The sequence below is a fragment of the Methylobacterium sp. 275MFSha3.1 genome, from assembly GCF_900108435.1.
GTDB lineage: Bacteria > Pseudomonadota > Alphaproteobacteria > Rhizobiales > Beijerinckiaceae > Methylobacterium.
Genome location: NZ_FNWP01000011.1, coordinates 171,310 through 197,706, shown reverse-complemented (window position 1 = coordinate 197,706; position 26,397 = coordinate 171,310). Strand labels below are relative to the sequence as shown.

21 protein-coding genes are annotated in these 26,397 nt (G+C 73.5%); 13 read left to right on the top strand and 8 right to left on the bottom strand.

Going from position 1 to position 26,397, the window contains the following annotated elements; all coding sequences use genetic code 11:
• Positions 1 to 190 precede the first annotated feature (190 nt).
• Both BLW78_RS15445 and ugpB read left to right on the top strand, forming a co-directional pair.
• Positions 191 to 2,536, top strand: a complete 2,346-nt coding sequence (locus BLW78_RS15445) for a sensor histidine kinase (protein WP_091680650.1) — start codon at positions 191 to 193, stop codon at positions 2,534 to 2,536.
• Positions 2,533 to 3,918 (top strand): sn-glycerol-3-phosphate ABC transporter substrate-binding protein UgpB, encoded by a 1,386-nt coding sequence (gene ugpB / locus BLW78_RS15440; protein WP_091680616.1) that lies wholly within the window; start codon positions 2,533 to 2,535, stop codon positions 3,916 to 3,918. Before BLW78_RS15445 ends, ugpB begins: the two co-directional genes overlap by 4 nt.
• A 130-nt stretch (positions 3,919 to 4,048) precedes the next feature.
• On the opposite strand, the gene BLW78_RS15435 is transcribed toward ugpB, so the two are convergent.
• From BLW78_RS15435 to BLW78_RS15415, 5 genes are all read right to left on the bottom strand, one after another.
• Positions 4,049 to 5,686, bottom strand: a complete 1,638-nt coding sequence (locus BLW78_RS15435; protein WP_091680615.1) for an ABC transporter substrate-binding protein — start codon at positions 5,684 to 5,686, stop codon at positions 4,049 to 4,051.
• Positions 5,683 to 8,010, bottom strand: coding sequence for a sensor histidine kinase (locus BLW78_RS15430; protein WP_091680613.1), 2,328 nt, complete (start codon positions 8,008 to 8,010; stop codon positions 5,683 to 5,685). The genes BLW78_RS15435 and BLW78_RS15430 overlap by 4 nt, the downstream gene beginning before the upstream one ends.
• Before the next feature lie 244 nt (positions 8,011 to 8,254).
• On the bottom strand, positions 8,255 to 8,470 hold the full coding sequence (locus BLW78_RS15425) for a hypothetical protein (protein ID WP_091680612.1): 216 nt from the start codon (positions 8,468 to 8,470) through the stop codon (positions 8,255 to 8,257).
• Between the two features lie 15 nt (positions 8,471 to 8,485).
• Positions 8,486 to 8,755: a hypothetical protein gene (locus BLW78_RS15420; protein WP_091680610.1), complete on the bottom strand. Its 270-nt coding sequence runs from the start codon at positions 8,753 to 8,755 to the stop codon at positions 8,486 to 8,488.
• 141 nt (positions 8,756 to 8,896) lie between these two features.
• Positions 8,897 to 9,658, bottom strand: a complete 762-nt coding sequence (locus BLW78_RS15415; RefSeq protein ID WP_091680609.1) for a response regulator — start codon at positions 9,656 to 9,658, stop codon at positions 8,897 to 8,899.
• A gap of 134 nt (positions 9,659 to 9,792) precedes the next feature.
• Here BLW78_RS15415 and BLW78_RS15410 point away from each other — a divergent pair, with 134 nt between their 5' ends.
• Positions 9,793 to 11,547, top strand: a complete 1,755-nt coding sequence (locus tag BLW78_RS15410) for an ATP-binding response regulator (protein ID WP_091680607.1) — start codon at positions 9,793 to 9,795, stop codon at positions 11,545 to 11,547.
• Between the two features lie 19 nt (positions 11,548 to 11,566).
• Positions 11,567 to 11,800, top strand: coding sequence for a hypothetical protein (locus tag BLW78_RS31390; RefSeq protein WP_091680605.1), 234 nt, complete (start codon positions 11,567 to 11,569; stop codon positions 11,798 to 11,800).
• Positions 11,801 to 11,860: 60 nt separating this feature from the next.
• Here BLW78_RS31390 and BLW78_RS15400 read toward each other — a convergent pair whose 3' ends face one another.
• Positions 11,861 to 12,370: a c-type cytochrome gene (locus BLW78_RS15400; protein ID WP_091680604.1), complete on the bottom strand. Its 510-nt coding sequence runs from the start codon at positions 12,368 to 12,370 to the stop codon at positions 11,861 to 11,863.
• A gap of 158 nt (positions 12,371 to 12,528) precedes the next feature.
• Positions 12,529 to 13,920 (bottom strand): aminotransferase-like domain-containing protein, encoded by a 1,392-nt coding sequence (locus tag BLW78_RS15395; protein WP_091680602.1) that lies wholly within the window; start codon positions 13,918 to 13,920, stop codon positions 12,529 to 12,531.
• 205 nt (positions 13,921 to 14,125) lie between these two features.
• Between BLW78_RS15395 and BLW78_RS15390 the strand changes: the two genes are divergently transcribed.
• From BLW78_RS15390 to BLW78_RS15355, 8 genes are all read left to right on the top strand, one after another.
• Positions 14,126 to 14,530 carry a DUF983 domain-containing protein gene (locus tag BLW78_RS15390; protein WP_085986796.1) on the top strand — a complete coding sequence of 135 codons (405 nt, stop codon included), beginning with the start codon at positions 14,126 to 14,128 and terminating at the stop codon, positions 14,528 to 14,530.
• A 378-nt stretch (positions 14,531 to 14,908) separates the two neighbouring features.
• Positions 14,909 to 16,066 (top strand): AAA family ATPase, encoded by a 1,158-nt coding sequence (locus BLW78_RS15385; protein WP_348272450.1) that lies wholly within the window; start codon positions 14,909 to 14,911, stop codon positions 16,064 to 16,066.
• Positions 16,063 to 16,515 carry a hypothetical protein gene (locus tag BLW78_RS15380; RefSeq protein ID WP_139307694.1) on the top strand — a complete coding sequence of 151 codons (453 nt, stop codon included), beginning with the start codon at positions 16,063 to 16,065 and terminating at the stop codon, positions 16,513 to 16,515. Before BLW78_RS15385 ends, BLW78_RS15380 begins: the two co-directional genes overlap by 4 nt.
• Positions 16,512 to 18,425 (top strand): hypothetical protein, encoded by a 1,914-nt coding sequence (locus BLW78_RS15375; RefSeq protein WP_091680600.1) that lies wholly within the window; start codon positions 16,512 to 16,514, stop codon positions 18,423 to 18,425. The genes BLW78_RS15380 and BLW78_RS15375 overlap by 4 nt, the downstream gene beginning before the upstream one ends.
• Positions 18,410 to 21,385 (top strand): hypothetical protein, encoded by a 2,976-nt coding sequence (locus tag BLW78_RS15370; RefSeq protein ID WP_091680599.1) that lies wholly within the window; start codon positions 18,410 to 18,412, stop codon positions 21,383 to 21,385. Before BLW78_RS15375 ends, BLW78_RS15370 begins: the two co-directional genes overlap by 16 nt.
• A gap of 110 nt (positions 21,386 to 21,495) precedes the next feature.
• On the top strand, positions 21,496 to 22,422 hold the full coding sequence (locus tag BLW78_RS15365) for a LysR substrate-binding domain-containing protein (RefSeq protein ID WP_091680597.1): 927 nt from the start codon (positions 21,496 to 21,498) through the stop codon (positions 22,420 to 22,422).
• 129 nt (positions 22,423 to 22,551) lie between these two features.
• Complete coding sequence (locus tag BLW78_RS15360) at positions 22,552 to 23,796, top strand: MFS transporter (protein WP_091680596.1); 1,245 nt, start codon at positions 22,552 to 22,554, stop codon at positions 23,794 to 23,796.
• Positions 23,793 to 24,746: an alpha/beta hydrolase family protein gene (locus BLW78_RS15355; protein ID WP_091680594.1), complete on the top strand. Its 954-nt coding sequence runs from the start codon at positions 23,793 to 23,795 to the stop codon at positions 24,744 to 24,746. Before BLW78_RS15360 ends, BLW78_RS15355 begins: the two co-directional genes overlap by 4 nt.
• Positions 24,747 to 24,790: 44 nt before the next feature.
• Here BLW78_RS15355 and BLW78_RS15350 read toward each other — a convergent pair whose 3' ends face one another.
• On the bottom strand, positions 24,791 to 25,216 hold the full coding sequence (locus tag BLW78_RS15350; protein ID WP_091680592.1) for a Ros/MucR family transcriptional regulator: 426 nt from the start codon (positions 25,214 to 25,216) through the stop codon (positions 24,791 to 24,793).
• A gap of 473 nt (positions 25,217 to 25,689) precedes the next feature.
• On the opposite strand from BLW78_RS15350, the gene BLW78_RS15345 reads away from it, so the two are divergent.
• Positions 25,690 to 26,391 carry a GntR family transcriptional regulator gene (locus BLW78_RS15345; RefSeq protein WP_091680591.1) on the top strand — a complete coding sequence of 234 codons (702 nt, stop codon included), beginning with the start codon at positions 25,690 to 25,692 and terminating at the stop codon, positions 26,389 to 26,391.
• The last annotated feature ends 6 nt before the right edge of the window (positions 26,392 to 26,397 follow it).

Below are 26,397 nucleotides of genomic sequence, written 5' to 3'. Positions count from 1 at the left end.
CCTTCGAGGACCGTTGTGCGGGGCGGTATCTACGCAAGCGGTGCTGCGGGAATATTGCGTCCCGTGTTGCTTCAGCGCTCTCGGGAAGTCATCGCGCCGATGGCACAATAACGGAGTGTGTCGTCGCGGAATCAGCGACGGATTGGGGAGCGGGACGGGTGACGGGGCGCGGGACACGGTGCGCGGCGCGATGATCCGCGGGTTGGGGAGGTCCGGGATCGCGCGCCGCGTCCTCGTGGTCGGCGCGATCCCGATTCTCGTCGCGGCCGCCATCGCGCTGGGCGCCTGGATCCTGCTCTACGAGGCCGAGCGGGCCCGGACCGGCGCCGTGGTGGCGACGGAGACCGCACAGACGCTGACGTCGATGAACCGGGCGCGGGCGGATGCCGTCAGCGGCGGCACCGCGCGGCGGGACGAGGCCGAGCGTCGCTTCGACGAGCGGGCCGCCACGGCGGCCGGGCAGCTCGAACGCCTGGAGGGTCTCGCGCGCACGCGCGGCCAGTCGGCTCTCGTGGCGACCGTCACGGGCGATCTGAACTCGCAGGTGACGCGCATGCGGTCGCTCCTGCTCTCCGAGCGGACCGCGAACGCGACGATCGCCGATATGGCCCGGCGGGCGGACGCCCTGGTGGCCCTGACCGACGTCGCGCGCCGGCGCCAGCAGCAGGACAACGCTCAGCTGATCGCCGTCCTGGCCGTCAAGGATGCCGAGCTGGAGCGGAACCAGGGCGTCGTCACGGCCCTCCGGGAGCTCCGGGAGGCGATCAGCACCGCGGAGCTGAACCGGGCGCGCATCGGTCGCCCGGTCTTCCCGATCGAGTTCGATGAGCTCGCCGCCGACCTGCGGCAGCTCGATGCGGTGGGCGACCGGCTGCGCCGCGTCCTGCGGGTCGACGGCGAGGCGGGGGCGGCGGACCGGGCGACGGAGCTTTTGAAGGCGTACCGCGACCGGAGCCGGACCGAGGACGGCCTCAACAGGGTGCTCTCCGAGGGCTTCGAGCTGACCCGCGCGACCCAGGCCGGCCGCGTCCTGGTCGAGTGGTGCGACGAGCTCGTCCAAGTGAACGTCACCCGGCAGAACCGGCTGTACGAGGAGGTCGCGCTCCTGATCCGTCACTCGGTCCTCTCGAACGAGGCCGAACTCTCCGCCCAGGACATCGCCCTCACGGCCCTGCGCCTGGCCCGGCGGACGGATGCGGCCCTGGCGCGCCGGGATACTGCGGAAGCGTCGCGGGTGCTGGAGGCGGGCGCGGAGCTGTCGGGCACGTCCCGGACGCTGCTCATCCCGGTGAGCATCCGGGACGAGATGGCTGAGGCGATCGATGGGTGGCGCACGCAGCTCGCCGCGACGATCGGGAAGATCGGCGAGCAGAACGAGACCATCGCCGACATGGACAGCCGCGCCGCCACGATGAGCGCCAACGCGCAGACCCTGAGCCGGGCCTTCATCGACGATGCCGACCAGTTCGGCAGCGTGATCCGGCAGTTGCTGGTCGTGGGGGCGGTCGGCGCCCTGTGCCTGGGGATCGGCGCCGCCGCCGCGGTGGCGCGCTCGATCACCCGGCCGCTGCACGCGCTCCAGCACAGCATCGTCACCGCCGCCGCCGCGCCCGCCCCCGAGGATATCGGCCGCGACAGCCACCTGCTCACCCGACGCGACGAACTCGGCGACATCGCCAGGGCGACCAACGCGTTCCTGGAGCAGATCCGCCGCCGCGAGGCGGACCGGCGCAACGCCTCCCAGCGCGCCGACGACGCGCTCACGACCCTGCGGCAGGCCCAGGAGGACCTGATCCGCGCCGAGCGGCTCGCCTCGCTCGGGCAGCTCGTGGCGGGCGTCTCGCACGAGATCAGCACCCCGCTCGGCATCGCCCTGACCACGGCGACGCAGGTCCAGTCCGACTCGGCCGCGTTCGCGCGCATGGTCGGGGACAACCAGCTCTCCCGGTCACGGCTGACCCAGTATGCCGGGCGGATGCGGGAGGGTGCGCAGCTCCTGACCAGCAACCTGATGCGCGCGGCCGATCTCCTCTACAGCTTCAAGCAGGTGGCGGCCGATCAGGCCATCGAGGACCGCCGCCCGCTGAACCTCGCGGACTGGATCGACGAGCTCCTGAAGAGCCTGCGCGCCCTGGCGCGGCCGGGCCGCCACGTCTTCGAGGTCGACTGCCCGCCCGATCTCATCGTCGACACCCTGCCGGGGATCCTGGCGCAGGTCGTCTCGAACGCCGTCAAGAACGCGATCGAGCACGGCTTCCAGGATCGGGAGGGCGGCCGCATCAGCATCACGGGGATCCGGTCCGGGGACGGCATCGGCCTCTCCATCGCCGATGACGGGCGCGGCATCGACGGGGCCGACCTCGGCCGCGTGTTCGACCCGTTCTTCACGACGGCCCGCGCCCGCGGCGGCACGGGCCTGGGCCTGCACATCGTCCACAACCTCGTGGTGAACCGCCTTCAGGGGCGGGTCGAACTGCAGAGCAGCGCGGGTGCCGGCACGGTGCTGCGGCTTTGGCTCCCGGAGCGGCTGGCATGAGCGGCGCGACGCAACCCATCCGGCGCGGCGTCGGCCGCTCGAGGCTGCCGAGCACCGGCCTGCTCATGCCGCTGCTCGTCGGGCTACTCGTCGGGCTGCCCGCCGCGCTGCGCCCGCTGCCCGCCGCGGCCCTCACCGAGATCCAGTTCTGGCACGCCCTGGACGGGCCGAACGGCGAGCTGGTGACCCGCCTCGCCGACACCTTCAACGCCTCGCAGCCGGACTACCGGGTCGTGCCGGTCTACAAGGGCTCCTACGCCGAGACGATCAGCAGCGGCATCACGGCCTACCGCACCGGCGCGGCGCCGCACCTGCTGCAGGTCTTCGAGGTCGGCAACGGCACCATGGCGGCCGCCGTCGGCGCCGTCAGATCCGTCGCCACCGTGATGCGGGAGGCCGGGCTCTCGGTGACGCCCGAGGATTTCCTGCCGGTCGTCGCCACCAATTATCGGGATGCCGAGGGCGGGATGCTGTCGCTCCCCTTCAACGTCTCCTCGACGGTGATGTGGATCAACCGCGACCGGTTCCGTCTGGCGGGACTCGACGTCAAGCAGCCCCCGGCGACCTGGCCCGAGGTCTTCGAGGCCGCGCGGCGGCTCAAGGCGGCGGACGGCAAGCGGTGCGCCCTGTCCTCCGCCTGGCCGACCTGGGTGCATCTCGAGCAGCTGTCCGTCTGGCACGACCGGCCGCTCGCGACCCGCTCCAACGGCCTGGACGGCTACGACGCCGAACTCGTCTTTAACGGCCCGCTCCAGGTCCGCCACCTGCAGAACCTCGTCGACCTGAAGCGCGCGGGCGTGTTCGAGTACAACGACCGCGTCAATCGCGGCGAGAGCCGGTTCGTCTCGGGCGACTGCGCGATCTTCCTCACCTCGTCCAGCCTGTACGGCAAGGTCGCCACCGCCGCCCGATTCGACTGGACGGTCGTGCCCATGCCCTTCTATCCCGACGTCGTGCCGGAGCCGCAGAACGCGATCCTGGGCGGCGGCTCGCTCTACGTGATGCAGGGCAAGACGGCGGACGAGTACCGCGGCGTCGCCCGGTTCCTGGCCTTCCTGATGGACGGGCGGCAGCAGGCCGCGATGTACCGGAACACCGGCTACATCCCCACCACGCGCGCCGCCTACGACGACGCGGTGGCGGAGGGCTTCTTCGAGCGGCACCCGCAGCTCCACGTCGCCGTGCAGGAACTCACCCGGCGACCGCCGACGCGCAACACCGCCGGTCTGCGCCTGGGCAACATGCTGCAGATCCGGGACATCTGGGCCGAGGAACTGGAGGCGGCGCTCGACGGCGCGAAGGCGCCGCAGCGGGCCCTCGACGACGCCGTGGCGCGGGGCAATCAGGTGCTGCGGGTCTTCCAGCAGCGGACCAAGAAGTGAGCGTGGCCGGTCGGTCGGCCCACGCCGTCATCGCGAGCGCCGCGAAGCGACCCAGGGATGCGCGCCGTTAGTAGACGTGGCGCTGCTGGATTGCTTCGCTCCGCTCGCACGGACGGCGCTGTCGTTGCCGTCAGCGCGGGTCGCGGAACCGTACCGTCTCGAACAGGTGGCGGCCGAGGGGATCCATCGTCAGGCCGAGCACGTCGTCGCGGAGCGCCAGATGCACTTTGGTGTGGGCCAAGGGCACCCAGGGCATCGCGCGCCGGGCGATGGCCTGAGCCTGCCGGTACAGAGCCTGGCGCGCCTCCCGGTCGCCGGTGCGGCGGGCGGCCTCGACCAGCCGGTCGTAGGCCGGGTCGCACCAGCGGGCGAGGTTGGCGCCGCCGGTCTGGGCGGCCTTGCAGCCGAGCAGGACGTTCAGGAAGTTGTCCGGGTCGCCGTTGTCGCTCGTCCAGCCGTAGAGCATCAGCGTGGGCTCTCCGCCGTATAGGGCGGCGCGGTACGCGTTCCAGGGACGCGTGACCGGGCGCGCGCGGATGCCAACTTGCGCGAGGTCGGCCTGGATCATGTCGGCGACGCGCCGGCCGTTCGGGTTGTAGGGTCGGCTGACTGGCGGATACCACAGGTCAACGTCGAAGCCGTCGGCGAGCCCGGCCTCGGCGAGCAGGCGCAGCGCCTCGCCGCGGTCGAAGGGGGTGTCCGGCAGGTCCGCGTCGTGGGCCCAGATCCCGGGCGGCAGCGGCCCCTGCGCCAGGATCCCCGCGTCGCCGTAGACGCCCGCCACGATCGCCCGCCGGTCGATGGCGAGGTTGACCGCGCGCCGCACCCGGACGTCGCCGAAGGGCGCACGGGTCGTGTTGAGGGCGAGATAGGCGACGTTCAGCTCGGCCAGCGCGAGCAGCGTCAGGCCCGGCTCCGCCCGGATCGCGTCGAGGTCGCCGGTCGCCGGGAACGCCATGGCGTGGCACTCGCCGGCCCGCAGCTTGTTCAGCCGGACCGCCGCGTTCGGCGTGATCGCGAAGACGAGACCGTCGGGTCGCTCGCCCGGCTCGTTCCCGTCCGCGGCGCGGCGCCAGTAATCCGGGAAGGCGCGGTAGCGGAGGACCTGATCCGGCCGGTACCCCTCGAAGACGAACGGGCCCGTCCCGATGGGCGCCCGGGCGAGGTCGTCCGACGCGTTGCCGGCCGCGAGGGCGGCCGCGTACTCGGCGGACAGGATGGCGCCGAAGGCCTGCGCGATGTTGGCGAGGAAGGTGGTGTCGGCCTCGCGCAGCCGGAAGCGGACGTGGCGCGGATCCGGAGCGTCGACGGTCTCGATCAGGTCGGCGAGGCCGAGATCGTGGAAGTAGGTGAAGCCCTGCGCGGCGCCGTCGGGCCCGGAGCGCCGCTGCCGGGTGAACGAGAACACCACGTCGTCGGCGTTCAGGGCGCGCGTGGGGGTGAAGCGCGCGTTGGCGTGGAAGCGGACGCCGTCCCGCAGAGCGAAGACGTAGGTCCGGCCGTCTTCCGAGACCGTCCAGGATTCGGCGAGGGCCGGGCGGATCGTCGTGGTGCCGGGCACGAACTCCACGAGCGTATTGTAGACCTGCCACGCGGCGTTCATCGTGGTGGTGGTCGTGGCGCGGGCGGGATCGAAGGTTTCCGGGCTGCCTTCCGAGCAGAACACGAAGGTGCGCGCCGATGCCGGGCCGTGACCCAGGATCAGCGCCGAGATGAAGGCGACCGCCAGGGCGCGCTGGCCGGCGCGGTATGCCGCGGCCGGCCTCACGGCGTCCGGATCGCGCCGGTCCGCGGCCGGGCGGCCGCTCCGGCACCCTGGGCGGGAAAGTCGACCTGCACGACGGTCCCCTGGCCGGGCTCGCTGCTGACCGCGATCCGGCCGCCGAGCTTGGCGGTCACGAGATTGTGGACGATGTGCATGCCGAGCCCCGTGCTGCCGGCGCTGCGGGCCGTCGTGAAGAACGGGTCGAAGATCCGGTCGAGGTGCTCCGGCGGGATGCCCTGACCGGTGTCGCGGACTTCCATCCGCACGAGGCCGCCCTCCCGTTCCGACACGTCCACGGCGATCCGTCCCGGCTCGCCCGCGCGGAACCCGTGCACGACCGCGTTCGCGATGAGGTTGGTCACGATCTGCGCGAGCACGCCGGGATTGGTGTCGATGACGAGGTCCGCGGGGCAGGCGCGCTCCACCGTATGGCCGCCCTTGCGCAGCATCGGCCTGAGGCTCGCCAGCAGGTCGTCGAGCCAGGTCGCCAGCACGACGCTGCGGCTCTCGTCGCTGACGCGGTCCACGGCGACCTGCTTGAAGCCCTGGACGAGGTCGGCGGCCCGGGTGAGATTCGTGCAGAGCAGGGTGGCGCCCTCCTCGACCCGGTCGACGAAGTGGTTCAGCCGGGACCGCGACAGCGTGCCGGCGGACAGGCCGGTGCGGAAGGCCCGCGCCTCGTCGCTCATGAGCGTCCCGGTGGTGAGCGCGATGCCCAGCGGCGTGTTGATCTCGTGGGCGACCCCGGCCACGAGCTGCCCGAGGGAGGCGAGCTTCTCGGCGCGGACGAGGTTGTCCTGGGTCCGGCGCAGCTCGACCAGGGCGACGTCCGCCTGATCCTTGGCCCGGCGCAGCGCGCCTTCCCGGCGGGTGATCTCGGAGACGAAGACCGCGGTGGCGCGGGCGATGTCGCCGAGCTCGTCGCGGCGTGCCGTGCCCCGCACGGCCGCCCCCGCCGGGTTACCGGTCAGCATGACCATGTCGCCCTGGAGGGCGCGCAACGGCACCAGGATCGAGCGGGCGACGAGGATCACGACCAGCGCGCCGAACAGCAGGAGCCCGGCCGCGCCGGCGAGCAGGATCCGCTGGATGACGATGCCGGACCGGTCGGCGTCCTCCACGAAGGCGTCGTTGAGCGCCTTGGCGCTGTCGATCATCGTCGCGGCGAGCCCGTCCATCGCGACGATCATGGCGTTCTGCTGCCGCAGGCCCCCGATGGTGGTGGTGAGGCGCCCGCGCCACCCGTCGAGGGCCTGGACCATCTCGGCCTGGATCAGCGGCGAGATCGGCAGCGAGGCGGCGCTCCGGGCGAGGCGCTCGCCCTCGTCGCGCATCCGCTCGGCGAGGGCCGCGTCCCGGTGCAGGAGGGCGCCCGCGGTGCGCGGCCCCAGCTTGAGGGTGCCGATCGCGACGTTCTGGGTGGCGCGCTCGATCTCGTTGGCCTCCACGGAATAGGCCAGCAGCTGCGCCACCTCGTCGTGCAGGCTCTCCTGGCCGGACGTCTCGATCTTCAAGGTGCGCTCGATCCAGGCGTCGAGCCTCGCGCGGAGGTCCGGCTTCGACCCCGCCGTCTCGGCGGTGAGCGCGTCGAGGGCCTCCGCGTCGGCGTCCCGGCCGTCGGCCCGCAGCGCCGCCGCGAGGTCGCGGCTGGCGGCGCGGAAGAGGCCCTGCGCGCGCGGGCCGTCGCCCTCCGAGACCGCCGCTCCGGCGGGGCCGGCCGCGGGGGCCTCGCTCCGGGCCGCGGCCTGGGCAGCGAGCACGGCGCTCTCCGCGCTGCGGGCTCTCAGGGCGTTGAGGCGGGCCACGAGGCCCCGGGCGACCCGCAGCGCCTCGACCTTCTCGGCCGTCGAGCGCGCGAGGTCGGCGTTCGAGGCCTGCTGCCGCAGGCGCGCCCGGTCGGTGAGGTCGATCAGGGTGTCGGCCCGCTGCGTCATCTCGCGGATCAGGCCGTCATTCTCCCGGGTCCGGCGGACGAAGGCGTCCATCTCGCCCCGGTAGCCGGCCAGCGCCCGCTCCACCGAGGCGGTCCGCGCGCGCTGCTCGTCGATGCGGGCGAAGCCGGCGAGCCGGCTGAGACCGGCCTCGGCCCGTGCCGTCAGGCTGGCGAAGCGCTCGGCGTAGGCGGGCCGGTCCTGCGCGTCCGCGGCGGCGTACTGGTCGCGGACCAGGCGGGCAGTGGCGATGTCGTGGTACACGTCGGCGGCCAGGACCGCGCCGCGCCGGGCGCGCTCCTCCTGCGCCAGGAGGAGCCAGCCGGCCATGGCGATCGCGCCGGCGGCGAGGATCGGCACGCCACCGACCAGGGCGATCTTGGGTCCAACCCGCATCCGCGTCCCGACATAGGGGTCCGGCAGCAACTTAAGGCCGTGCCGGAGAGCGGTGCAATCGGGCGGCGCTCCGGTTACCGGATCACCCGGTGTCCGCGCGCAGTCTTCGGTCGATGCCGCCCGCCCCGTCATCGCGTGCGCAGCGGAGCGACCCAGAACTGCGCGCGCCCGGCCGATGTGGCGCCGCCGGATCGCTTCGCTGCGCGCGCAGAGACGGCGTCGAAGCCATCCGCCACGGGTGGTCTCAGCGATGTCGGGATCGGGGCGGCCGCGGGTCCGGGCCGGCCAGCACGGCATCCTGCGCGTCACGCGCGCGATCGCGCGGCGCCGGCACGCCGAACCGCTCGGCGCAGGTCGGCAGGCGATGCGGAGCGCGTTCTCCGGCGCGCAGCATGCGGCGCAGCGCACCGAGCAGGTCGGGATCTTCGTCGGCACCGGGGTCGTCGCTGAAGTGCGGCATGGCGGTTCGCGCCCCTCACCGACGGCCGGGCGCGGCGTCGACCGCGATGAGCCGGACGCGACGGCCCGCCGGGTCGCCGACCAGGCCGGCACCCGCGCAGGCGCCGGGCGGGTACGGCCAGGCCGCCCCGCCACAGGCGGCGCCGTCACGGGCCGCCGCGGAGGCTTTTGCGCCCCCGCTGGCCTGCATCGGCACCGTGCTGGCCGCTTGGGTCCAGCCGACGAGCGCCAGGACGCAGAGCGTGCCGAAAGCCGCGGCCGACGAGGTACCGATCACGTGTCGCATGGCCCGTCCTCCGGGCACCTCCGGCCCTCGGTCCTGCCACGCTGATAGGGACGCTCCGTACCGCGGATATTGCTTCCAGCCAGATCTGGAGCGTTAATTGTTGCGTCCCCCCATCACGACGCAACATTGATCCGGGTCGCATCAGTCGCCCTCGGGGCGGAATATGTATCCGAGGCCTCGCACGGTGCGGATGTAGCGCGGATTGCCGGGGTCTGGCTCGACCTTCTTGCGGATGCGGTTGATCCGTACGTCGATGGCGCGGTCGAACGCGTCCGGGTCGCGGGCGTCCGCGAGGTCGAGCAGGCGCTCGCGCGAGAGCGCCCGCCGCGGATTGTCGGCGAACGCCTTCAGCAGGTCGAATTCTGAGCGGGTGAGCGCCTGCTCCAGACCGGCATCGTCGCTGAGGCGCAGGGCGTCGAGCTCCAGCCATTTCGTGCCGAACCGGATGCGGCGCCCGCTCATGGGAACCGGGGCCGGCGCGGCGGTCGGCGTCTGCACGCGGCGCAGGACCGAGCGTACGCGGGCGACCAGCTCGCGCAACTCGCAGGGCTTGGGCAAGTAATCGTCGGCCCCGAGCTCCAGCCCGACCACGCGGTCGATCGCGCTCGCCGTGGCGGTGAGCATGATGATCGGGATCGCGGTCCGGGCCTTGAGGTCGCGCACGATGGAGAGCCCGTCCTCCTCGGGCATGTTCAGGTCGAGCACGATCAGGTCCGGGCTGTGGCCGGCGAGGTGCTCCCGCAAGGAGCGCCCGCCGTCGCACAGGACCACCGAGAACCCGTGGAGCTTCAGGTAATCCCCGACCATCTCGCGGGTCGCCGCCTCGTCGTCCACCACGGCGATCGACGGGATCGCCGCACCGCCGCGGGCGGTGCCGGGGGCGGGGCTGTCTGGTATGGTCATCGCAGCGGTGCGCACTTTCCGGGTTCGCTCTGGAACGAATGCAGGAATCGTATCGGCTCACGGTAGCGTGACAAGTTTTCAACACGATTTCTAGCGTAGTCGTCCGATTGCGAGCAGCATTTCAGGTCATAGCCATGGACGATGACACCCTCACGCTGATCCCTGACGACCTCGACGAGGCGCAGCCGACCGCGGGAGCCTGGGTGATCGCCGTGATCGACGACGATCCGGCCGTGCATGACGGCACGCGCTACGCGCTGGCGAGCTACACCCTCGACGGGCGCGGCCTGGAGATTCTCACCGCCCGTTCGGCCGCGGAGGCGCGGGTGCTGCTCGCCGAGCGCCGCGACGTGGCGGTGGTGCTGCTCGACGTGGTGATGGAGACCGACAATGCCGGGCTGGAGCTGGTGGACTACATCCGGCGCGAGCTCCGGCAGGAGACCGTGCGCATCATCCTGAGGACCGGCCAGCCCGGGCAGGCGCCGGAGCGGCGGATCATCGTCGACTACGACATCAACGACTACAAGGCGAAGACCGAGCTGACCGCCGACAAGCTGTTCACCAGCCTCACCGCGGCCCTGCGCGCCCATCAGCAGCTCAAGCGCCTCGACGAGACCCGGCGCGGGCTCGAGATCATCATCGACGCCGCGCCGATGCTCCTCGATCACAAGTCGATGCAGCGCCTGGCGGAGGGTGTCCTCACCCAGGTCGCCTCGCTCCTGAACGTCGCCTGCGCCGGCATCTTGGTCCTGCGCGAGACCGCCGCCCCGCAGGAGCGCTTCTGCGTTCTGGCCGGCTCCGGCTGTTACGGCCACTACGCCGGCCGCGAGCCGTGCTGGCCGCTGGAGGAGCGGGTGCAACCCCTCGTCGAACGCGCCTTCGCCGAGCGCCGGCACAGCTTCGGCGAGCACTGGTCGACCCTGTATCTGCACACGGCGAGCGGCAGCGAGATCGTCGCGCTGATCGAGGCCGACCGCCAGTTGTCCGAGACCGACCGGTCGCTCATCGCCCTGTTCACGAGCCGGCTGTCGATCGCCTTCGACAACGTCATCCTCTACGAGCGGCTGCAGCTGACCAACGCCGACCTCGAGCGGCGGGTCGTCGAGCGGACCGCCGAGCTGATCCGGGCGAATCGTCGGCTGGACCTGCAGCGCTCGGATCTGCGGCGCGCCAACAGCCTGAAGACCGAGATCCTCGGCACGATCGCGCACGATCTGAAGAACCCGCTGGCGGTCATTCTCGGCCGCGCCGAGATGCTGTCCGACCTGATCGACATGCAGGGCGACCGGGAGCAGATGCGGGCGCAGGTGCAGCACGTGCGCACCAGCGCCAAGGGGCTGACGACCATGATCGACAGCCTCATGGCCGACGCGATGAACGACGCCCTCGACATCAGCCTGCGCCGGGAACCGGTCGACCTCGCGGGCCTCGCCCGGGAGGTCTGCGAGGCCGACCGGCCGCTCGCCGACGCGAAGGACCAGACCCTGGTCTGCGAAGGCCCGGACGAGCTGTTCCTCTGCGGCGACGCCGAGCGCCTGCGCGAGGCCCTCGACAACCTCGTCTCGAACGCCATCAAGTACAGCCCGGTGGGCGGGGCGATCACGGTCCGGGTCAGCCGCGAGCCGGGCCCGCGCGGCGCGGAACTGATCTGCGCCGTCGCCGACCACGGGCCCGGCCTCTCGCCGGAGGATTCGGCCCGGGTGTTCGGGCGGTTCCAGCGCCTGTCGGCCAAGCCCACCGGCGGCGAGAACTCGACCGGTCTCGGGCTCTCGATCGTCCGTCGGATCGCCGAGCTTCACGGCGGCCGCGCCACGGCGGAGAGCGCCGGTCCCGGGCTGGGGGCGGTCTTCGCGATCCGCTTCCCGGAAGAATCCGTCGGGCTGATCTGAGGGATCGCCGGGTCAGTCCGTGCCGCCACGCGAGACGTCGCGCAATCCGGCGGCAGAGGAGCTTGACCAGAACGCCGCTCCGAGGCGGCCGATCACCGGCCGCGACCGCGAGGGGACGGCCGATGGCGACGCGCAGGATGACGAAACCGCGTCCGGATCCGACCGGCTCGTCGCTTGGTCGATGATCGCGGGTCTCGCACCGGCTCTGATCCAGTACGCGCACGGCGTCGCCCTGCCCGCGCGCTTCGTCTGACCGGCAGGACGATCCCGGCTCCGATCGCGTCGCGAAGGACGCGCGATGCCGCAAAGCCGCTCAAGGCCGCGACGGGCGCGCCTCTGCGTCACCGTCCCCCGGTGACCGGGTCCGGAGATAGGCGATGAGATCCCCCCGATCGAGGGGATCGGGAAGGCCGCGGAAGGTCATGCTCGTGCCGGGCGCCAGCTTCGCCGGGGCGGCGAGCCAGAGGTCCATCCGCTCCGGTGTCCAGACGCCGCCCAGCGCCCGGAGCGCCCCGGTATAGCCGTAGCGCCGGCTGTTGCTGGCGACCGGCTTGCCGAGCACGCCGTAGAGTTCGGGTCCGTTCCGATCGCCCGCCCCCGGGCTGATCGTGTGGCAGGCGGCGCACTGACCGAACAGCCGCCCGCCGCGCTCGGCGTCGGCCACCCGCATGACGTCGTCGAACGTCGGGGTCTCGCCCAGCGCGCGGCGGCGCTCCCGTCCGTCGTCCGAGCAGGCTGACGCGAGCAGTACCAGCGCCAGTGCCGAGACGCGCGAGGGACGACGCGGGATCCGCGGGCGCGTCCGCCTGAGACACCGGAGCATCGCGTTCCCTTCGCGGTCAGAGGGGTCGGACCGGCATGGGTCGGTCGGCCGTTGGGGAGCGCGGCGCGCCGAGCACGATCCAGCCGACGACCGGGGCGGCGCGCGATCGGGCGGCGCAGCTTGGCCGAGCGCACGAGGCTCGCGCCACCTCTGCCGGCTCAGACAACGGTGGAGATCGCGCCGGGCGGGTGCGCCAGCAGCGTCGCGAGCAGGCTGAGGCCGTACCGGAGCGTCTCGGCATCCGGCGCCGCGCCCAGGGAGACGCGGATCGCTTCCGGGGCGGCCCCGACCGCGAAGGCGTCGCTCGGGACGACCGACACGCCGAGCTGGCGCGCGTGGGCGCCGAACTCGCCGCGACGCCAGGGATCGGGCAGCCGGAGCCACAGATGGTGCCCGCACGGATGCGCCCAGACGTCCAGGTCCCGGAGCGTCTCGCGCGCGACCGCCTGCCTGAGCTCGTTCTCCTGCCGGATCGCCGCGACGATGCCGTCGAGTTCGCCCTCGGCGATCCAGTGCGAGGCGAGCGCGGCCGTGAGGGGCGAGGCCATCATGTTGATGGCGCGCAGTTCGGCCGCCAGCCGCACCGCCTCGTTCGTTCCCGGGACCGCGACGTAGGCGATGCGCAGGCCGGGACTCGCGCATTTGGACAGCGTCGCGATGTGCCACGTGATGTCGCTCGCCTGGGACGCGATGGGAGCCGGGGCGTCGTGGGGCAAGGCGCCGTACGCGTCGTCCTCGATGATGGCGACGCCGTGCGTGCGGGCGATCTCGGCGATCCGCCGACGCCGGATTGCCGGCAGGGTCGCGGTGGTCGGGTTGTCGAGGGTCGGCACGAGGTACAGGGCCCGCGGCCGATCGGATCGGCACCGCTCGAGCAGGGCGTCCGGGTCGAGCCCCTCCGCGTCGCCGGCCACAGGCAGGAGGCGGACGCCGCGGCGCTCCGCGGCCATGCGCAGCCCGGGATAGGTGAGCGCCGGGACGCAGAGGGCGTCGCCCGGCTTCAGGACGGCAGCGAGCACGGCGGCGAGCACGACCTGGGCACCACCGGCCACGAGGACGCGCTGCATCGGGAGCGCCCCGAGCCGTTGACCGAGCCAGTGGGCCGCCGCCGCCCGGTCGGCGAGGTTCCCGGCACTGTCCTGGTACTGCATCCGGGCCAGGAAGGTGGACGAACCGGCCAACCGCGACAGACCCGCCTCCAGGCGCTCCGCCAGCCGCGCCGCCTCCGGCTGGGGCGGCATGTTCATGCTGAAATCGACGCTGCCGGACGGATCGGGCCTGCGCATCTCCGCGGCCGGCGAACGGGACGCCCGGACGAAGCTGCCCCGGCCCGCGGTCGCGTCGATCAGGCCCGTTCGGCGCGCCTCGTTGAAGGCGCGCGTGACCGTCGTGAGATCGACGTTGAGGTGCTTCGCCAGGGCGCGCTGCGGCGGAAGGCGCGCTCCCGGCGAGAGCCGGCCGGCCCGGATGTCCTCGGCCAACGCCCGGACGATGGCGAGGTACTTGGGCCCCGTGTCGCCGGCGATTGTCGGGCTCCAGGATTCCATCATTGACCCCTGTAATCCCACCACTGTATGCATACATTGAGCGTGCGGCCAGAGCGCTCAGTGTTCCAAACCGGCCGCGATCCGCCAGAAACCTGTCGGATGGCTCAGTCTCAACCGCGATTGTATGGCTTGATATGCCATACAATCGGCAGGCGCAAGGTCGGTCGATCAGGGATCGGCGCCGGCCTGTTGCTCAGGACCGTCGATGATGCAGAGGACCACCGACCAATCGCTCATGTCCGTCGGCCTGCGCTGCCGCTGCCCGCGCTGCGGGACAGGACGCCTGTTCGACGGCTTCATCACCCTGCGGCCGCGCTGCGAGGCGTGCGGGCTGGACTACGGCTTCGCCGATCCGGCGGACGGGCCCGCCTTCTTCATCATGATGACGATGGCGTTCCCCGTCACCGCTTTCGGGATCTGGCTGGAACTCACCTACGATCCGCCGCTCTGGGTCCACGCCGTGGTGACGCTGCCGCTGCTGCTCCTGGCCTGCGTGCCGATCATCCGGCCGCTGAAGGGGCTCTTCATCGCCAGCCAGTACATCAACAAGGCCGAGGAGGGACGCCTCGCGGTCCCGAAGGCGCCGGTCTCCGGTCCGACGTCGCGGGACTGACCGCGTCGCCGGTGCGTGTGCGCCGCCGCGATGGTCAGGCGGCGGTCGCGGCACGTTGACCGGAAGTCGACCGCCGGGCTAGCCTCGCGGAATCAGAGTATTCCGGGATATCTCGTGGGCAGAATGTTTCGCCTGATCGTCCCGGCGCCGGGGCTGCGCGACGATAGTGGGAAGCGTGCACGGGCAGATTTGGCATCTCGGCGGATGCCGGTGATCGGGACGCGCGGCCGCGCAGGAAAGTCTTCGGTCCGGCCGCGCCTCACGTCACGGGACGGGCTCCGTGAGGCGCCCGCCGCCGGCTCGACGGCGCGGCGCGGGACGGCACCGCGATCGATCGCCCTGTCGCGGCGAGCGGGCCGAACCTGACGGGAGGGGGGTATCGATACCGCGATCGCACGCCTGGAGCGCGCCATCGGCCGCGCGGCCCGCGGTCTGGTCGGGCGTCGACACGTGGTGGAGCTGGTGCACCTCGCGCTGGTGGCGCGCGAGCATCTCCTGCTGATCGGACCGCCCGGCACCGGCAAGTCGGCCGCGGTGCGGGCCTGCGCCGCCGGGACCGGGGCGCGCTGCTTCGAGTACCTGATCGGGCGATTCACGGAACCGGCCGAACTGTTCGGCCCGCTGGACCTCGAAGCCCTGCGCGCGGGCAAGCTGCGGCCGGACATCTCCGGCATGCTGCCGGAGGCCGAGTTCGCCTTCCTCGATGAGGTCTTCCTCGGCTCCACCGCGATCCTGAACGCGCTTCTCGGCGTGCTGAACGAGCGCCGCTACCGCCGGGGGCATTTCGACACCGTCGTCCCGCTGCGCTGCTGCGTCGGCGCCAGCAACGCCCTGCCGGAGGATCCCGGTCTCGCGGCCTTCGCCGACCGCTTCCTCGTCACGGCCTTCGTCGATCCCCTGGCCGACACCGACCTGGAGGCCCTGCTCGCCGGCGATCCGGTCGCGTCCCTCGAACCCGGCGACGGGGAGGCGCCGCTGACGCTTGCGGAGATCGACGCCCTCGCCGAGGCCGCCGCGCGGATCGACCTCGCGCCGGTCCGGCCCGCCTACGCGCAGGTGGTGCGCAAGCTGCGCGCCCGCGGCGTGCGGCTGAGCGACCGGCGCGTGGTGCGGGGCCAGTCGCTCGTCGCGGCGGCGGCGCTCATCGCGGGCCGGACGGCCGCGGAGGAGGCCGACCTGTGGCCGGTGATCCACCTCGTCCAGGACCGGATCGCGCAGGACGAGGCCCGCGACCTGCTGCGCGTCGAGCTCGGCGCCGCGGCGAGCCCCGTCCTGCCCGCGGCCGCCAAGGCGGCGGGCTACGGTCCGGCCGCCCGGGCCGCGGACCTCGCCAGGGAGGGGGACGCTCTGGCCGCCTCCGCCCCGGACGACCGCACCGCCCCCGCCTTCGAGGCCTGGCTGGTCCGCGCCGAATCCTTCCTCGTGCAGATCGACGCCGCCTTCGGGGCGGAGGAGCGCCCGCCGGCCCTCGCCGCGGCGCGGGACGCGCTGCTGACGCGCTGCCGGGCACCGGTCGCGGGCGCGACTCCGGCGTGATCCCGGATCTGGCGCGTCTTCCCCTGCGGTTGATGCCGGCGGCCGGCGGCTCGCCGGTGGGTCTGCGCCTCACCCGCAGCGACGCGGCCGGTCTCTTGGCGCGGATCGCCCCGCGGATCGGCCGCTACGCCACCCTGCGCCTGGCGCTGGCGGGCGGCGAGGCCGTCCTGTTCGCCCCCGACACGGGCTCGGGCCGGCCGGCGCTGCCCTGGTGCGCGACGCCACTCGGGTGGCTGGCGGCCGACGGGCCGCTGCTCCTGCCCTTCGGGTGCCGCCTCGCCGTGCCGGCGCCCTGGCGCGCCGAGGTCGCGCGCCGCCTGCTCGACCGGCACGGTCTGGGCGGTCCGGCCCTGCTCGTTCCCGAGGGCGAAACCCTGCGCCTGCTCGACCTCGCCGGTTCGCGCGCCGTGCCGGACATCGATACCGGCCGCCTGGGAGAGGCGGCGTGAGCGCCGCGTCGACCGGTCCGCGGACGACCCTTCCGCCGGCGCTCGCACCGTGGACGGCGCTCTTCTCCGACATGGCGGAACCGGATCTGCGGATCCTCGCGGCGCTGGTCGAGGCGCTGCGGCCCCTCGTCGAGCGGGCCGACGGCACAGGCGGGCAACCGCAGGGCGAGATCGACGGGCTGGGGTGCCTCGGAACCCGCGGCGGGATCGAACGCCTCGTCGCCTCGGAGTGGCTCTGGCGCGACCTCGATCCGGACGCCTTCCTGCAGCGCGCGGCCGAGCGCGACCTGCTGACCCTGGAGCCGGTCTACCGTCAGGCGGCGGATGCGGGCGCCGTGCTGGTCGTGGTCGATGCCGGGCCGGAACTCCTCGGCGCCCCCCGCCTCGTGGCCTTCGCGGCGCTGCTCTGCCTGGCCGGCCTCGCCCGGCGGCGCGGCGCGCGCCTGCTCTGGGCCTCGACCGCCACGCCGGAGCGGCGCTGGCTCAGCGCGTTGAAGCGGTCCGACGCCGCGATCCTTCTCCGCGAGAGTGCCGCCACATCCCTCGACGCGGTCGAACTCGAACGGGTCGTGGCCGAGCCGGTCGCGACCCGCGCGGCCGGGCGGCCCGGCGCCAGCCTCTGGCTCATCGGCGGGTCCGACCTGCCCGAAGCGGCGCGACCGTGCCGGCGGATCACCATCGAGGAGCGGCCGCGTCTCGGGCCGGACGGCCTCGCCGTGGCCGCCGACGTCACCGTGCTGGACGCCACCGGCCCTGTCGCCGCCGCGCGCCTCGACCTCCCGCCGGAGCGCGAGGCGGTGGCGCTGTTGCGCGACCCGTTCCGGCCCCGTCCGGCTCCCGGACGCCCGCCGCCCCGGCGGTCCGCGCCCGACCGGAGCGCGGCGCCTCCGGACTGGGCGCCCCGCGGGCTGGCCTTCGCGCCCTGCGGCGAGCACCTCCTGGTGGCGCGGCCCGACGGCATCCTCATCGTCCCCGTCACCGGCACCTCCGGCGCGCTGCGCCTGCCGGTCGCACCCCACGAGCGCCTCGTGGGGCTCGCCGTCGGCCGGTCGCGGATCCGGGCCGCGTGCCTCAACATCTACGCCGACGACGCGCGCCTGACGCTCCGCAGCTGGACCTTCGACCGCTCGGGCGCCGCTGCGACGCTCGACCGGCGGATCCCGCGGGACCATCCCCTGGTGTGCCGGCGCCTGCCGAAGGCGGTTCTGCCGCCCCTCGGGATGCTGAAACGCCGCAACCGGTCCTGGCTCCTGGCGGCCGACGGCACGGCCTTCCTGGTCTCTGAGACGCGGCTGATCGACTACGCGCCGCTCGCGGGCGAGCTTCCCCTCGCGGTCACGCCCGCCGGTCTGCTGATGCGCGATCGCGCGGACGGGGTGATCGCGCGGCGGCCGTCCGACGGGAAGGTCGTGGCGCGGTTCCCCGGCCGGGCCGGATCGCTGCGGCCGGGCGGCGGCCTCGCCCTCTGCGCGGTGCGCGGGCAGCCCACCCTGGGGATCGAGCAGGCGGGCGGGTACTGGCACGTGGTGAACGCCGCGGACGGAGCGGTCGCGCACCTCGGGCCGCAGGGCCGGATCATCGGCATCGTGCCCCCGTACGACGGCGTGCGCGCCCAGGCCGTCGAGGGACCCCTCGCCCTCCATCTCGACCGCGACGAGGCGGGATCGGCGCGCCTGACGTTCCGGACCCCGGACGGCGCGGCGGCGTGCGATCCCCTGACGCTTCCGGACGCGACCCTCGAGGCGGTGCGCGTCGCCGTCGATGCCGATGCCGTCCCGTGCATCGCGGCCGCGCGGTGCGACGCCGCGGGCTTCGTCGACGCGCTCGCCTTCGGCCAGCTCGACCGCGGATGGTCCCACCTGAGAGATCTCGGCGCGTTCGCGGAAACCGTCCCGTGCCTGGGCGCCTGAGGCCGCCGCCGGTCCCCGATGCCCGGGAGCCGCTCGCGGCCCTGCGCCCGCGCGGCTGGATGCATGCCGGCACGATCCCCCTCGACGGGATCCTGATGGCGCGCGGCTCCGCGGGGCCGGACTGGCGCGCCCGGCTCCTTCCCTGGCTCGAGCACGCCGCGGAGGTGCGGGCACGCGGCGATCGCGTGCTCGTGCTGTTCGCCGCGCCCGTCACGCGGGACTGCGCGGCCCTCGGACCGGTCCTGCCGGTCGTGCGCAGTGCCGGGATCCTGACCGCCGTACCCCTCGCCGAGCCGGAGCCGCCCGTCGCCGCGGCCCTGCGGGACCATGTCGTCCACATGACGGGGGGACGCCTCGCCGCCGAGCCGCTGGCGGCCTTCGCCAGTCTCGACATCGCCGGTTGGTGGGATCTCGACGCGATCGCGGTGCATCCGGCCGAACGCCTGCCGGTCCTGCGACCGGCGCCGCCGGCACGCCGCCTCGTCAGCGCCCCCGCCCTCGTCGCCGACGCGGACCCCCTCGCGCCGGTCCGCGACGCCGCGACCCGGCGGCCGCGGCGTCGGACGAAGCACGTCCTCGGCGATCTCGTCACCCGCGGCCGGCGCCTGGTCGGCGGCGCGTTGGGGCTCCTCTGGACCGCCTACGTCGTCCTGCTGGCCTCCATCATGGTCGGCGCCATGGTGCTCGGCTTCGCCGAGAACGTCCGGACGACGGCGGAGCAAGGGGCCGCCGCGGCCCACTGGGGCAGCCTCGCGCTGCCGGTGCTGGTCCTTCTCGTCCTCGCGTGGTTCGCGTTCCGGCGCCGCGGAGCGCGGGCCGCGCGTGAGGGCGCCGCGCCCTCGGCCAGCCCGCCCGCCGGAACCGGCAGCGGGCGCACCCCCATCTGGCGCCGGGCGGCGGCGTGGCTCGCGTGGCGCTCGCCCTACGCGGCCCATCTTCGCCACCTCTATGCCCGGCGGCTCACCGAGGTCGAGCGGCTGTTCGCGGCGGGGCGCGTCGACGAGGCCCTGTACCGGGCGATCGGTCTCGGCGGCGCGGCGCGGCGCGGGAGCGCCTTCGCCGACCTGCCCCTGACCGGGCCCGGGCTGCGCAGGAGCCTCGACCTCGATCTCGGGCCGCAGCGGGCGAGCGGACTGAGCCTCGCGCCCGCGGACGAGATCCGGCTCGCGGCGCTTTACCGCGCGCAGGCCGTGGCGATGGCCGGACGCGGCGACACGGATCGCGCGGCCTTCGTGCTCGACAGCCTGGTCGGGAACCCGCACGAGGCGGTGCGCCTCCTCGCGGAATCCGGGCGCCTGGAGACCGCCGCCCGTCTGGCCGAGGCGCGCCGCCTCCCGCCCTCGACGACCGTCCCGCTCTGGTTCCGGGCGGGGCAGACCGAGCGGGCCCTGGCACTCGCCGCCCGCCACGAGGCCCACGCGGAGCTCTGGAAGGAACTCGGGGCCGACGATCCGTTCCGACCGGTCCTGGCCGAGGCCTGGGCCGCGCGCCTCGTCGGGTTCGGCGCCCTGGATCGCGCCGCCGCGGTCACCTTCGGCCTGCCGGCTCTGGCCGAGCGGCGACTGGACTGGATCCGGCAAGCCCTCGACGCCGAGACGCCGGTGCCGGCCGCGCCGCTCGCCCGGGCCCTGCGCGCCCTGCCCTGGGAGGGACGGGACGGCGACCGGCTGCACGCCGCCTTCGCGGACCTGTTGAGCGCGACCGGGGCCGAGGCGGCGGCGCGCCGGAGCGCGGTGGCCGCGCTCCTGCTCGACGCGCAGTTCGAGGGCGGTCCGGAGCGGCCGCCGACGCCCGCCTTCGCGCTCCTCTGCCGCGGCCTCGCGCGCCGCCTCGCCGCGGATGACGGCATCCTCGGCCACGATGCGGAGCGCGCCCGGCTCGCCGGGCGCCTCGCGGAAGCCGGTGGACAGGTCGCCCTGCGCCAGCATCTCCGGCAGCTCAGGACGCGCTCCGCACCGGCTGCCTCCCGCGTGACCAGCCCGCTCGTCGTCCCGGACGGCCCGGCGCTCTCCGAGATCGCCGATGCCGCGCTCCTGTCGGGCGGGCGGCTGCTCCTGGGCTACCGTTCCGGTCTCGTGCGCCTCCTCGGCCGCGCCGGCCGCGAGCGCTGGCGGGGACAGGTGGATGGCCTGACGGGCTTCGCGCGTCTCGGCGCGGGCGACCGGGCCCTCGTTCTGCGCGAGACGCTCGACGGCCCCGACGTCCAGCTCTTCGACGCCGGCACCGGACGGCTCCTGCCGCTCGGTCCCCTGCCGATCACGCACTGGCATGGTCAGGCGGACGAGACCGGCTGGCTCGTCTTCGATGGGGAGGCGCTCGTCCGGCTGGACACCGCCTCGCTCCTCGGTCGCGCGGGCGGCGCGCCCGGCTCCGACGGCGCCCTGGCGCACCATTGGCGCCTGCCCATGACCGAACCGGGCCGGCCGCTGCTGCTCGCTGCCTTCGCGGACGCGAGCGCCCTGATCTACGCCCGGCACGACGGCCTGATCGAGTGGTGGAGCCTGTCCTCCCGCACCCTTGCGGTGACGTGCCGGTTCTGGACGCCGCCCGATCGCGGCGTCGGCGTGCTCGGCCTGACCGAGGCCGTCGCGTGGTCCCTCGAGGGGACCGGCGTGCATCCGCACCTGCGGGCGCATCCCCACGCTTTCACGACGGCCTCCCGGGAGCAGGAGCGCGCGTTGATCGAGGCCGCCGCGCGCGCGGAGCCCGCGGATCCGCCGCGCCTCGTCGCGGCGGAGAACGGCCGCCTCTGGGCCGCGACCGCCACCGAGGAGGGGACGCTCTGGGCCAGCGTGCCCGGCGCGAACCGGATCCGCGGACCGGCCGTCCTGTGGCAGGGCAGCGGGAGCCTGCGCGCGCGCTTCGCTCCCGAGGGCGACGCCGCGGCCGTCTTCGACGAGCGCGGTCGCCTGATCGTGTTCGAGACCGTCACCGGACAGGTGACCCTGCGCCTGATCTGACCGGCCGGGCGCGCGCACAGCCTTGGGCACGCGACACCATCCGGGCTAGCTTCCCCGTCGGACGACGACGTCGCTGCCCCGGCGACCGGCAGGCTCACCCCGACGATCCCATGCGGCCCCGCACGCCTCCCCTCTCCACGCTCAGGCTCTTCGAAGCGGCCGGCCGCCATCTCAGCTTCGCCCGTGCGGCGTCCGAACTGAACCTGACGCCGAGCGCCGTGAGCCACGGGATCGTCGGCCTCGAGAAGGCGCTGGGCGTCAAGCTGTTCGTCCGGGAGCCGGGCCGGCTGGCGCTGACGCGCGAGGGGGCCGAGTACCTGACCTACGTGTCCGAGGCGCTGTCCCTCATCCTGATCGGCACGCGCCGCCTGCCCACGCCGCGGTCCGGCAGGACCCTGGCCATCAGTTGCGCACCGACCCTGGCGACGCGGTGGCTGCTGCCCCGGCTCCCGGCCTTTCGCAGCCGCCACCCGCAGATCGCGATCCGGATCGACACCTCCCACCGGCAGGTCGGCTTCCCGATCGACGGCTTCGACTTCGCCCTCCGTCTCGGCCGGGTTCCGACTCCGCGCCACCGCAGCGTCCGCCTGTTCGAGGATTGGCTGCTCCCCGTCTGCAGCCCGGCCCAGCGCGGGGCCGTCACCGGTCCGGACGGCGCCCTCGACCTCCGGCGCGCGACGACGATCCACGTCACCTCCGCGACCGAGGACTGGCAGGCCTGGAGCGACGCGTCGGGGGCGGTGGAGCTGGCCTCGGCCGACACCCTGCACGTCGACACGTTCGCGATGGCGCTCCAGGCCGCGGCCGCGGGCCTCGGCATCGCCCTCGGCCGGGGGGCGCTCATGGACCGCGAGCTGCGCGAGGGTACGCTCGTCGGGGTCGGCGCCGCCATCCCGGCGGCGACCTCCCACTGGCTCGTGAGCGCCGAGGGCGACGACGACCGGCAGGAGCCCGACCTGTTCCGGACCTGGCTGCTGGCAGAGGCGCGCCGGTTCGCGGCCGAGCAGAAGCGGCGCTTCCCGGCCGGCGCCGCCTGAGGGCCCGACGGGACCGGGACGGCGCGCCCCGCCCGTGAGCGGCGTTCACTGCCCGTGGAAATCTTCTCGTTTGTCGCGCCGGCCACCGGCTGCGACCGTCTCCGAAGGCGACAGCCAACGGAGGCCGCGATGGCAACGATCGGGCGCGCGCGCGCAGGGCGACGGGGCGGGTTGCCGGTGGTGCCGGTGGCGGTCGCGGCCGGCCTGGTTCTGAGCGGCGCGATGGGCATCCGGCAGACCTTCGGGCTGTTCCTCGGGCCCTTCTCCCTCGAGACCGGCATCCCGGTGGCGACGACCGCCCTCGCCATCGCCCTGCACAACCTCGTCTGGGGCTTCGCGCAGCCCTTCGCGGGCGCGGCGGCGGACCGCTACGGGGCCGCGCCGGTCGTCGCCCTCGGCGCACTGATCTACGCGGGCGGCCTCGTCCTGACGGCGCTCGCGGCGACGGCGCCGACGCTGCTGCTCGGCCTGGGGCTGCTGGTCGGGATCGGGATCAGCTGTACCAGCTTCGGCGTCGTCCTGACGGCGGTCGGTCGCGCCTCCGCACCGGAGCGTCGCAGCGCGGCTCTGGGCCTCGCGAGCGCCGGCGGCTCGTTCGGCCAGGTGCTGCTCGTCCCGTTCGCGCAGTCCGTCACCGCGGTCGCGGGCGTGAGCGCGGGGCTCCTCGCGCTCGCGGCGATCATCGTCGCGCTCGCGCCGCTCGGTGTCGCGCTCGACCGCGCGCCCCGCGCCGGCGTGCCCGACGGCTCTTCGGCGGCCGGCAGCCTGTCCGAGGCGCTCCTGCGGGCGTGGCGGCACCCGGGCTACCGGCTGCTGACGCTCGGCTTCTTCACCTGCGGCTTCCAGCTCGCCTTCATCGCGACCCACCTTCCGGGGTACCTCGCCCTCTGCCACATGCCGGCGGGCCTGGGCGCGACCGCGCTGGCGCTGATCGGCCTGTTCAACATGGCCGGGAGCTGGGGGTGCGGCTGGCTCGGAGGCCGGTACCGGCCGCAGCACGTCCTGGTCTGGCTCTACCTCATCCGCGCCGCCGCGATCGGCACCTTCCTCATCGCGCCGAAATCCGAGGCTGTCGTCCTCGCATTCGCGGCCGTGATGGGCCTGACCTGGCTGGGCACGGTCCCGCTGACGAGCGGCCTGGTGGCGCGGGTCTTCGGGATCCGTCACCTCGGGACGCTGTTCGGGATCGTCTTCCTCAGCCACCAGATCGGCTCGTTCCTCGGGGCGTGGCTGGGGGGCGTGGTTCTGGAGGTCTCCGGATCCTACGATGGGGTCTGGCTCGCCACGGCCCTCGCGGGCCTGATCGCCGCGCTCCTCCACCTCCCGATCGACGATCGTCCGGTCCCGGCGGCCACCGCCGAGGAGGTCCGATGACGCCCGTCCGCCACGCGCCCGCCGCGACCGCGGGTCTCGACGCGCGACCCGTGACGATCGCCTGCCGCGACGGCTACCGGCTCCGCGGTCATCTCTGGCGGCCCGAGGCGAACCGGCCACCGGGCCGGGGCACGATCGTCGTCAATCCCGCGACCGGCGTCCGCGCGCGCTACTACCACGCCTACGCGCGGTTCCTGGCCGAGCGGGGCTTCGTCGTGCTCACCTACGATTACCGCGGCATCGGCGACTCGCGGCCCGCGCGCCTGAGGGGATCCGGCATCCGCTGGCGGGACTGGGGCGAGCTCGACTTCGACGCCGCCGTCCGGTGGATTCGGCAGCGCGAGGCGGGGCCGCTCACGGTCGTCGGCCACAGCATCGGCGGCTTCCTCCCCGGCTTCGCCGAGGCCGCGGGCGCGGTGGACCGCATCCTCACCGTCGGCGCGCAATTCGCCTATCGCCGCGATTATCGCGCCCGCGAGAGGCTCAGCATGATCGCGAAGTGGCACCTGCTGATGCCGTGCGTGACCGCCGCCGTCGGCTACTTTCCCGGCCGTCGGCTCGGATGGCTCGAGGATCTGCCGGCCGGCGTGGCCTACGAGTGGGCATTCCGCGGGCGGCGCATGGAGGCGAGCTACCCGGCCGCCGAGCGCCCGGCCCTCCTCGCCCGCTTCGCCGCCGTCCGCGCCCCGATCCTGGCGGTCGGTACGCCGGACGACCCGTTCGGCACGCCGGCGGCGATCCGCCGGGGCCTCGGCTACTACGTGTCGAGCCCGCGCATCCAGGTACAGCTGACCCCGTCCGCGATCGGCGCGGAGGCGCCCGGCCATGTCGGCCTGTTCCACGCGCGCAGGAGCGGCGGATTCTGGGCCGACACGCTGCGCTGGCTGAGCGACGGGCAGAATCCCTGGCCGGACTCCGTGATCGATCCGGGTCGCCCGAACCCTGCCTGACCGCGCGTATCGCGGCGAACCGCTTCGGACGCGATTGAGAGGGCCTAGCCCGCCCTGTGTCGCAGCTGCAGCGAACGCGCGATCTCCGAGCGCTTGGCGGCGTAACCCGGAGCCACCATCGGATAGTCGCGCGGCAGCCCGTACTTGGCGCGATATTCCTCCGGTGTCAGCCCGTAAGCCGTCAGGTGACGCTTGAGCGTCTTGTAGGACCTGCCGTCGATGAAGCTGATCAGGCCCTCGGCCTGGATGGACGCGCGGATCTCCCGCGCGGTGGCGGCCTCGGGCGTCGCGACCGCGCGCGCCGGTCCCGCGCTGATCTGGCTAAGCATTTCGTACGTACTGGCTAAAATCTCACAGAGTTGGACAGGGGATACCGGATTCCGGATCACGTAGGCGCAGACGATCTTGATTGAATTTCTCAAGGACGAGTCAGAAAATTCTCCCGCATCGACACCAACCTCAGGTAGCATACCTGCCATTCTCCCTCTAAACGCACCTCATGAGAGTTGTATATCAATTTTCGCATGTCAATCCTTCATCTTGATTGAGCTTCAAAAAAGAACATCGTGACCACTATTCTACTTATAGAAACAGTGGCTACAAAATTTCTCAACCAGAAAGTGGCTCCATCCTCCCTGCTGATCTGGGTACCGAACAGGTTGCTGGACTGGATCTGCGACACGTCCGTGGCGGCGACTTTGTCGGAAGCGGTCGCGCCGGTCCCGCACGGGACGCCCACGGACGCGGATGGAAGCGCGATCGGCGGAATTCGCGCACGGCGGACGGTCGCCGACGTCGCTGGCGCGACCGTTGCACCTCGGGTCCCAGGTCTGCGAAGAGCCCAGCCGGCACGGGACCGGATGCGGGGCGCCGGATCGCGTCGAGAGAGGATCATGACGGATCAATCCGCACGGACACGGGCGACAGAGTCCGGACGCCGTCCATGAAGGCGGGCGACGAGGGCGATCGCGTCGGGGCGATCTGCCAGGCCCTGAGGCGGGCCATCGTGGAACGGGCGCTCGCTCCCGGCGACCGGCTGCCGGAGGACGCCCTCGGCGAGCGGTTCGGCGTGAGCCGCACCATCGCCCGGCAGGCCCTGCTGCGGCTGGCCGGGGAAGGCTTGGTCGATCTGCGCCGCAACCGCATCGCCGTCGTGGCGACGCCCAGCTGGGAGGAGGCGCGCGACACCTTCGACGTGCGCCTCGGCCTGGAGCGGCTCGTGGTCCGCCGCCTCGCCGGGCGGCTCAGCGCGGAGCAGCGCCAGGGCCTGCTGGACCAGATCGCCCGCGAGGAGGCCGCCCGGGGCGGGCCAGAGGCGCTGTCGATCCGGCTCGCCACCGAATTCCACCTGATGCTCGCCGAGATGACGGGGAGCGCCGTGCTGACCCGCTACGTCGCGGAACTCGGCTATCGCTGCGCCCTGATCCTGTCCCTCTACAGCCGGCCGCATTCCTCGGACTGCGCGGTGAGCGAGCACCGCGACATCGTCGCCGCCCTGGTCTCGGGCGATGCCGAGCGCGCCGCCGCGCTCATGGACCACCACCTCGACGCGGTCGCCGACCGGGCGCGGATCGTGCCCCCGGCCCCGCGCGAGCGCGATCTGGCACGCCTGCTGGCGCCCTACGTCGCGGGCGGCGGGGCCTGAGCCCGC

Coding starts and splice junctions, on each gene's coding strand:
- BLW78_RS15390 (WP_085986796.1), top strand. CDS start 14,126: ATGCAGAGGACCACCGACCAATCGCTCATGTCCGTCGGCCTGCGCTGC.
- BLW78_RS15425 (WP_091680612.1), bottom strand. CDS start 8,470: ATGCCGCACTTCAGCGACGACCCCGGTGCCGACGAAGATCCCGACCTG.
- BLW78_RS15350 (WP_091680592.1), bottom strand. CDS start 25,216: ATGCTACCTGAGGTTGGTGTCGATGCGGGAGAATTTTCTGACTCGTCC.
- BLW78_RS15445 (WP_091680650.1), top strand. CDS start 191: ATGATCCGCGGGTTGGGGAGGTCCGGGATCGCGCGCCGCGTCCTCGTG.
- BLW78_RS15430 (WP_091680613.1), bottom strand. CDS start 8,010: ATGCGGGTTGGACCCAAGATCGCCCTGGTCGGTGGCGTGCCGATCCTC.
- BLW78_RS15410 (WP_091680607.1), top strand. CDS start 9,793: ATGGACGATGACACCCTCACGCTGATCCCTGACGACCTCGACGAGGCG.
- BLW78_RS15360 (WP_091680596.1), top strand. CDS start 22,552: ATGGCAACGATCGGGCGCGCGCGCGCAGGGCGACGGGGCGGGTTGCCG.
- BLW78_RS15415 (WP_091680609.1), bottom strand. CDS start 9,658: ATGACCATACCAGACAGCCCCGCCCCCGGCACCGCCCGCGGCGGTGCG.
- BLW78_RS15400 (WP_091680604.1), bottom strand. CDS start 12,370: ATGCTCCGGTGTCTCAGGCGGACGCGCCCGCGGATCCCGCGTCGTCCC.
- BLW78_RS15420 (WP_091680610.1), bottom strand. CDS start 8,755: ATGCGACACGTGATCGGTACCTCGTCGGCCGCGGCTTTCGGCACGCTC.
- BLW78_RS15395 (WP_091680602.1), bottom strand. CDS start 13,920: ATGATGGAATCCTGGAGCCCGACAATCGCCGGCGACACGGGGCCCAAG.
- BLW78_RS15355 (WP_091680594.1), top strand. CDS start 23,793: ATGACGCCCGTCCGCCACGCGCCCGCCGCGACCGCGGGTCTCGACGCG.
- ugpB (WP_091680616.1), top strand. CDS start 2,533: ATGAGCGGCGCGACGCAACCCATCCGGCGCGGCGTCGGCCGCTCGAGG.
- BLW78_RS15345 (WP_091680591.1), top strand. CDS start 25,690: ATGAAGGCGGGCGACGAGGGCGATCGCGTCGGGGCGATCTGCCAGGCC.
- BLW78_RS15365 (WP_091680597.1), top strand. CDS start 21,496: ATGCGGCCCCGCACGCCTCCCCTCTCCACGCTCAGGCTCTTCGAAGCG.